Source organism: Methanohalobium sp. (assembly GCF_046546175.1).
GTDB lineage: Archaea > Halobacteriota > Methanosarcinia > Methanosarcinales > Methanosarcinaceae > Methanohalobium.
On sequence record NZ_JBKGYF010000097.1, the window covers coordinates 1 to 6,092 of the forward strand.

The following is a 6,092-nucleotide window of genomic DNA, read 5'->3' on the forward strand; positions in this document are numbered from 1 at the left end:
CACCTATATTCCTGATAGCTCTATCACTTGTTCGGTGTGTGACTGCAAGAATCAGGACTCCAACTGCTATCAATGCAATGGACGTTGTAACTGGTGAACTGAACAGTTCAGTTTGCAGGAAAGAGATTACGAAAGTGGGGCAACAGGGGTACGTGAAAGCCAACGGTTTCTACAGCCTGTCCGACAATTAATGTTAAAGCAGATATATTCTACAAAGGGTTTTACCAAGTAACATAAATTATTAGTCCTAATCATTCATCTTATATCTGGCGGCATCAGCCAGGTTTGGTCTTTGGTTGATTGAATGAACGCCATGTTAATAAATTAATTAACCTATAATTCATATTTATTTATCTAATAGATAAAAAGTAAATTGATAGTATTGGATTGTCGGACAGCCTGTTTAGCCAAGTGATAGTTCACTTGATGATTTTATCCAAAATTTAATGAAATTACCTGAAAACAGTGTTAGGTATCAACCTAACAAAACAACTATTTTTTTATAGTTCACTGCATGAATTGTATATTGGGATACATATGAAAGGTAATATTAAAAAATCAATACTAAGTGTTGCGTTAATAGCATTGCTGGCAATATCAATAACGATACAGGTTTACGGTGCTTCTGATGAAAAGGTTGAGGATTACATGATATATAATTCCCATCAGGGAGCAGTTGTAGAAAAACAAGTATCTATGGATTTAGAAGATGAGACACAGTGGGTATCCATCGATACTCCCAGTTCATTTGATACTGATAGGCTCAGTTTATCAGAATCAAATATCGAACTTGAGTCGTTAAACACAGAAAATGTTGAAGTTGAAGAAATCAAATTAAACACAGCCAATGGTTTTGAGGATAATCTTGGTGAAGAGATAACTGTTGTTTTCCCATCTGGTCAAAACATCACAGGGGAATTAGTCCGTACTGAGGGAATGAACATTGTAATGGATACAGATGAAGGAATATCCTATATAAACAGAGAAAATATCAACCGCATGATTAAAGAAAATGAGAGTGCTCCTAGTGTCGAAGCAAAAATAAGAGCTCAGACAGAAGGTACTTACGATTTTAAACTTAGATACAGGATTGAAGGAGTGACTTGGAATCCTTCATATGAACTCACGTTGGATGATAGAGTTCAATCTGAAAGCGATTTCGAAGGAGATATTGTAATACAAAACCCAAGTGGTAAAATATTGGATGGACAAATAAACCTGATATCTGGTGATGTTAGAAGTGGTAGAGTTATTTTACCTGAATATGAGGACTCTATGAGTTCGGGTGCTGATGCAATCAAGTCCTCCATATTCGATGAAACCCAGAAAGTAGGAAGAGTGAATCTTTATAACTTGGGATTGCAAACCATTGATTCCTACAGTCAAAAATCTATCAGTTATATGAGCGGTACGGTTGATACAGATGTTAGCTACGTCTACAAGGGTTCGGCTCATAGTGACCATACCAGAAACGTATCTAAACAGCTAACGTTTGAAAACAATATGAAGGACCTTCCAGAGGGTAGAATAGGTATATACCGCGATTATAATGGTTCGAAAATCATGGTGGGCAGTGATTCCGTAGAAAGAACTGCAGAAGGTGACGATGTAGAAATAAATCTCGGAAAATCATATGATATTGAAGGTAATACAAAGGTTTTAGATGAACAGGTGAACCAGAATAATGTTACAAGGGATATTAACATCACCATTACAAACCATGCAGATGAGACAAAAGAAGTTACTGTGGAACATCAATGGATTAATGGAGAGGTAATTAATACTAATGTTGAACCTACCGAAACACTTGTTGACAAAGTTATATGGGATATAGAAGTTGATGCCAACAGTGAGAAGCAGATCAATTTCAAATCCATTGAACAGAAATTTGATTCCAGGGTTAAAGGGAGAGAGACCAGCAGTACTGATGTAGTAAGTGGCTCTGAATCTGCAAGCGGTAGTGTATCAGTGGAGAGATAAGCAGGTTATTAGAACCTGTTTTCGATTTTTTATTAAATATTTATAATAAACATACACTAAAGCATAAATTTATGAATTTGTACAAAATATAAATAATAGTCAGGAGAAGTTATAATGACCAACTATACTGTAAATGAATTTATTGAACAGACAAAACAATCCGACCATTCAGAAGAAAAATTCGGATTAGAACGTGGTAGAATCCTAATTGCAAACCTTGAAAATGATAAAGTATGGGCTAAAACCGGCTCCATGATTGCATACCATGGTGATATTAAGTTTGAAAGAGAGGGTATTACTGAACATGGAATCAGTAAACTTTTGAAAAGTAAACTTACAGGTGAAGAAATGGAACTCATGAAAGCCCAGGGTACTGGTCAAGCATACTTTGCAGAGGATGGTAAAAAAATATCTATCATTGATTTAAAAGGTGAATCAATTACTGTCAATTCAAATGACCTTTTGGCTTTTGAAGATGGTCTTGACTGGGATGTACATTCCATGAAAAGTATCGCTGGAGCAGTTTCAGGCGGACTTTTCAATGTTAAGGTTGAAGGTGAAGGAATGGTTGCAATAACTACTCATTATGATCCGCTAACATTTAAAGTTAGTAAAGATAAACCAATATATACCGATCCAGATACAACTGTTGCATGGTCAGAAAATCTTAATCCTAGCATAAATACCGATGTATCATTCAAAACATTCATTGGTCGTGAAAGCGGTGAATCCATTCAGATGAAATTTGAAGGCGATGGGTTTGTGGTAGTTCAACCATATGAGGAAATATACTACAATAGTGTTGGTAATCAGTAATTAAACACTATCTCTTCCTTTTTTGAGGTCAAAATATATGCTTCAGCAAGAAGCAATAAGGTAATACTAATTATTGTTGTAGCAATAATCACAGGATATTGGGTTCCAAAGCCTTCAGATGATACGTGCTTCAGCAAAATTCCTGCATATGCCCAAATAATAACAAGCCCGTAAGCTACATCTCTGTTTTTAATCATTGTCACGGTTGTAATTGTAAGCCCTACAGCAAGTATCACAACTGTCCAAATAACCTCCGATAAACCGAACCAATCCCATCCGATGCTTACTAGAAGTACATTTGCGTTCGCAATGGTTGCTATAGTAATCCATCCAAAATATACACTGAATGGAAGCCTGATGAAGAGATAATCTTTTGTAGAGAACCTTTTATTAGTTGTCAATCTATTTATCAGTATCAAGCAAATTAGTATTACAACGATTAATAGCATGGTTAATGGAATTTTGTAATAATGCCATGAGAAAACCCAAGTTGCGTTGGCTATAGATGATACCGAGAATAATATTCCAATCTTATTGAATAGTTCAGTTTTGGATTTTTTTGTGTTATTCCGAAAAAGTCCAACATGGTAAAGTGTATATCCTGCTAGCAATAGGTATATGAGCCCCCATATTGAAAAGGTCAGACCTGCCGGTGCAAAGAGGTTAGGAAAGGAATCTGAAACTTGCCCAGTGGTTACTTCATTGATTGGCAGAATATTGGCCAGCACATTTACAATTAACATTGTCATAAAGGTCAATACCACGATAACCTTGACCAATGCGGTCGTTTTTCCATATAGTACCCCCATCATAATATATACAAACTCTGCAATCAAAAGTAATAAAAGTTTTCTTAGTTCAGATATATCTAAAATATTTTCTCTTATTTACGTCATTACTATTCAATTAAACCAATTTTTTAGTGTTTCATGTAACGATGAAAACATCAAAGGCAATAATATATTCTATTAAGGATTTAACCCATATTACTGACTAAAAACTGCAACATACTAAATATTGCTTAATGTTTTTGATATAAACAATAATTTATCAAAATGACTAAATACTGATTTACTCATAAATGGTACTGATTTTTGATATTCAGGGGGCTTCAAAATATCCGATAATTTATTAAATTCACTCTATATGGCGATGAATGAAGGGGTTTGTATTTATGAAATCGTCTATAATAAAAAAGGATATCCTGTCGATTACTTAATAATAGATTGTAATCCTGCTTATGAATCGATCATAGGTCTAAAAAAAGATGAAATAACAGGGAAAAAGGCTTCAGAAATTTATGGTACAGGTGAACCTCCTTACTTATCCACATATGCAAAAGTGGCTGAAACCGGTGAACAAATATATTTTGAAACTTATTTTCCACCACTTGGTAAATATTTCAAAATATCTGCTATATCACCCGAAAAAGGAAAATTTGTAACTATCTTTAACGATAACACAGACTATAAAAACTTAAAAGATGAGTTCCAACGAACAATAAATGAATTCAATTATCTTTTTAACAACATGGAAGACGCTCTTTTTGTAGGTGATTTGGAAGGTAACATCCTTGATGTTAATGAAACTGCTGTTAAAAGGTTGGGTTATACCAAGCAAGAAATACTTTCAATGCATGTTAAGGATATAGATGGACTTTACAATGAAAACGGAGTTAAAGCTAAGCTTCTAAATCTCCCTGAAAATGGGAAACAAAGGTTTGAATCGGTCCATGTAACAAATAATGGTAATAAAATCCCGGTAGAAATCAATTCAACCTTGATTAGATATAGAGGAAAAACAGCTGTTCTTAGTGTGGCCCGTGACATAACTGAGAGAAAAAACGCAGAAATATTGATTCAAAGAAAAATGCAGGAACAAAGGGCACTGTTGTCATCCATACCTGCCTATGTATATTTAAAAGACAACGAATTGAATTATCTTACAGCAAATGATGCTTTTTGCAAAGGAATAGGTTTGTCAGTTGAAAATATAAAAGGCAAGAATGATTTTGATTTGTTCCCAGAAAACGAAGCAGAAAAATTCCGTTCAGATGACGCATCAGTTATTGAATCCGGGAAACCGGTTTATAATTTTGAAGAAGCATACACTACATCCAAAGGTGAAAAAAAGTGGGCTCTTACATCCAAAGTACCTTATTTTGACGTAGAAGGAAACGTCATAGGTATAGTTGGTAGCTCACTGGACATTACTGAAAGGAAACGAATCTACGAGAAATTGGAAAAATCTGAATATGAAAAAAGGGTTATCCTTGATTCTACCTCGGAAATAGTTGTGTATCATGATCTTGAAGGCAAGATTTTATGGTGTAATAAAGCAGCGACTAAATTAACAGGTCTAAATGGTAGTGATTTGATAGGCCAGTATTGTTATAATCTGCTGTACAATAGATCAGAAATATGTGACAATTGCCCTATAAATGAGATTGTAAAAACCGGAAAACATTATCAAGAAACTGTAAACTTTACAAACAGGATATTGAATGTTAAAAAGGACCCAGTTCGAAATACCAGTGGAGATATAATTGGTATTATAAGTGTTGCCAATGATATCACAGAGAAAGTTAAAACTGAAGAAAAACTACAGGAATATGCAGAAGAATTGGAAAAAATAAACAGAGAGCTTGAACATCGTGCTCGGGAACAGACAAGGGATATCATAAATGCTGAAAGGACAAGAGAACTTGAACTCCATCACAGAATAAAAAATAATCTTCAGGTTATATCAAGTTTGCTCAACCTTCAATCAGAAAAATTCACAGATGAAGAAGTCAAAGATGCGTTCATAGATACACAAAATCGTGTAGTATCAATGTCTCTTGTCCATAACAAATTATACCAAACCAGTGGACTAGAAAATGTGAACTCAAAAGATTATGTAGAGGATATTGTTAACCATTTGGCAGGCCTATATGGTAGTTCTAACATTACTATAAACATTGATGTTCAGGACATATATCTTGGAATCGATGCCCTCATCCCATTTGGAATGCTCATCAATGAGCTACTGTCTAATTCTTTGAAACATGCGTACTTTGGTGATGAACAAGGTGAAGTATATGTTGGACTTTATCAGAATGAAGAAGGAATTTGTAAATTAATTGTAGCTGATGATGGTAAGGGCTTTTCAAAGGATATCGATATAGAAGAACCAGATACACTTGGTCTACAGTTAGTAAATAGCCTTGTCGACCAGATTAATGGTGAACTTGAAGTAGACACTATAAATGGTACTAAATTTGTCATCGAGTTTAATTGTTAATTTTATACTTTTAA

General features: G+C 34.5%; 5 protein-coding genes. 4 read left to right on the forward strand and 1 reads right to left on the reverse strand.

Going from position 1 to position 6,092, the window contains the following annotated elements:
* From ACLFMM_RS08790 to ACLFMM_RS08800, 3 genes are all read left to right on the forward strand, one after another.
* The coding region (locus ACLFMM_RS08790; RefSeq protein WP_410808362.1) for a hypothetical protein at window positions 1–191 on the forward strand (191 nt) is incomplete at its 5' end.
* 346 nt (window positions 192–537) lie between these two features.
* Window positions 538–1,980 carry a DUF4139 domain-containing protein gene (locus ACLFMM_RS08795; protein WP_410808363.1) on the forward strand — a complete coding sequence of 481 codons (1,443 nt, stop codon included), beginning with the start codon at window positions 538–540 and terminating at the stop codon, window positions 1,978–1,980.
* A gap of 114 nt (window positions 1,981–2,094) precedes the next feature.
* The gene (locus tag ACLFMM_RS08800; RefSeq protein ID WP_410808364.1) at window positions 2,095–2,796 is read left to right on the forward strand and encodes an AIM24 family protein; all 702 of its coding nucleotides are present in this window, start codon (window positions 2,095–2,097) and stop codon (window positions 2,794–2,796) included.
* Here ACLFMM_RS08800 and ACLFMM_RS08805 read toward each other — a convergent pair.
* Entirely contained in the window at window positions 2,790–3,539 is a 750-nt protein-coding gene (locus ACLFMM_RS08805) for a tryptophan-rich sensory protein (protein ID WP_410808365.1), read from the reverse strand. The two genes, ACLFMM_RS08800 and ACLFMM_RS08805, sit on opposite strands and share 7 nt — an antisense overlap.
* Window positions 3,540–3,948: 409 nt before the next feature.
* On the opposite strand from ACLFMM_RS08805, the gene ACLFMM_RS08810 reads away from it, so the two are divergent.
* Window positions 3,949–6,078 carry a PAS domain S-box protein gene (locus ACLFMM_RS08810; protein ID WP_410808366.1) on the forward strand — a complete coding sequence of 710 codons (2,130 nt, stop codon included), beginning with the start codon at window positions 3,949–3,951 and terminating at the stop codon, window positions 6,076–6,078.
* The last annotated feature ends 14 nt before the right edge of the window (window positions 6,079–6,092 follow it).

Coding starts and splice junctions, on each gene's coding strand:
- ACLFMM_RS08795 (WP_410808363.1), top strand. CDS start 538: ATGAAAGGTAATATTAAAAAATCAATACTAAGTGTTGCGTTAATAGCA.
- ACLFMM_RS08800 (WP_410808364.1), top strand. CDS start 2,095: ATGACCAACTATACTGTAAATGAATTTATTGAACAGACAAAACAATCC.
- ACLFMM_RS08805 (WP_410808365.1), bottom strand. CDS start 3,539: ATGTTAATTGTAAATGTGCTGGCCAATATTCTGCCAATCAATGAAGTA.
- ACLFMM_RS08810 (WP_410808366.1), top strand. CDS start 3,949: ATGAATGAAGGGGTTTGTATTTATGAAATCGTCTATAATAAAAAAGGA.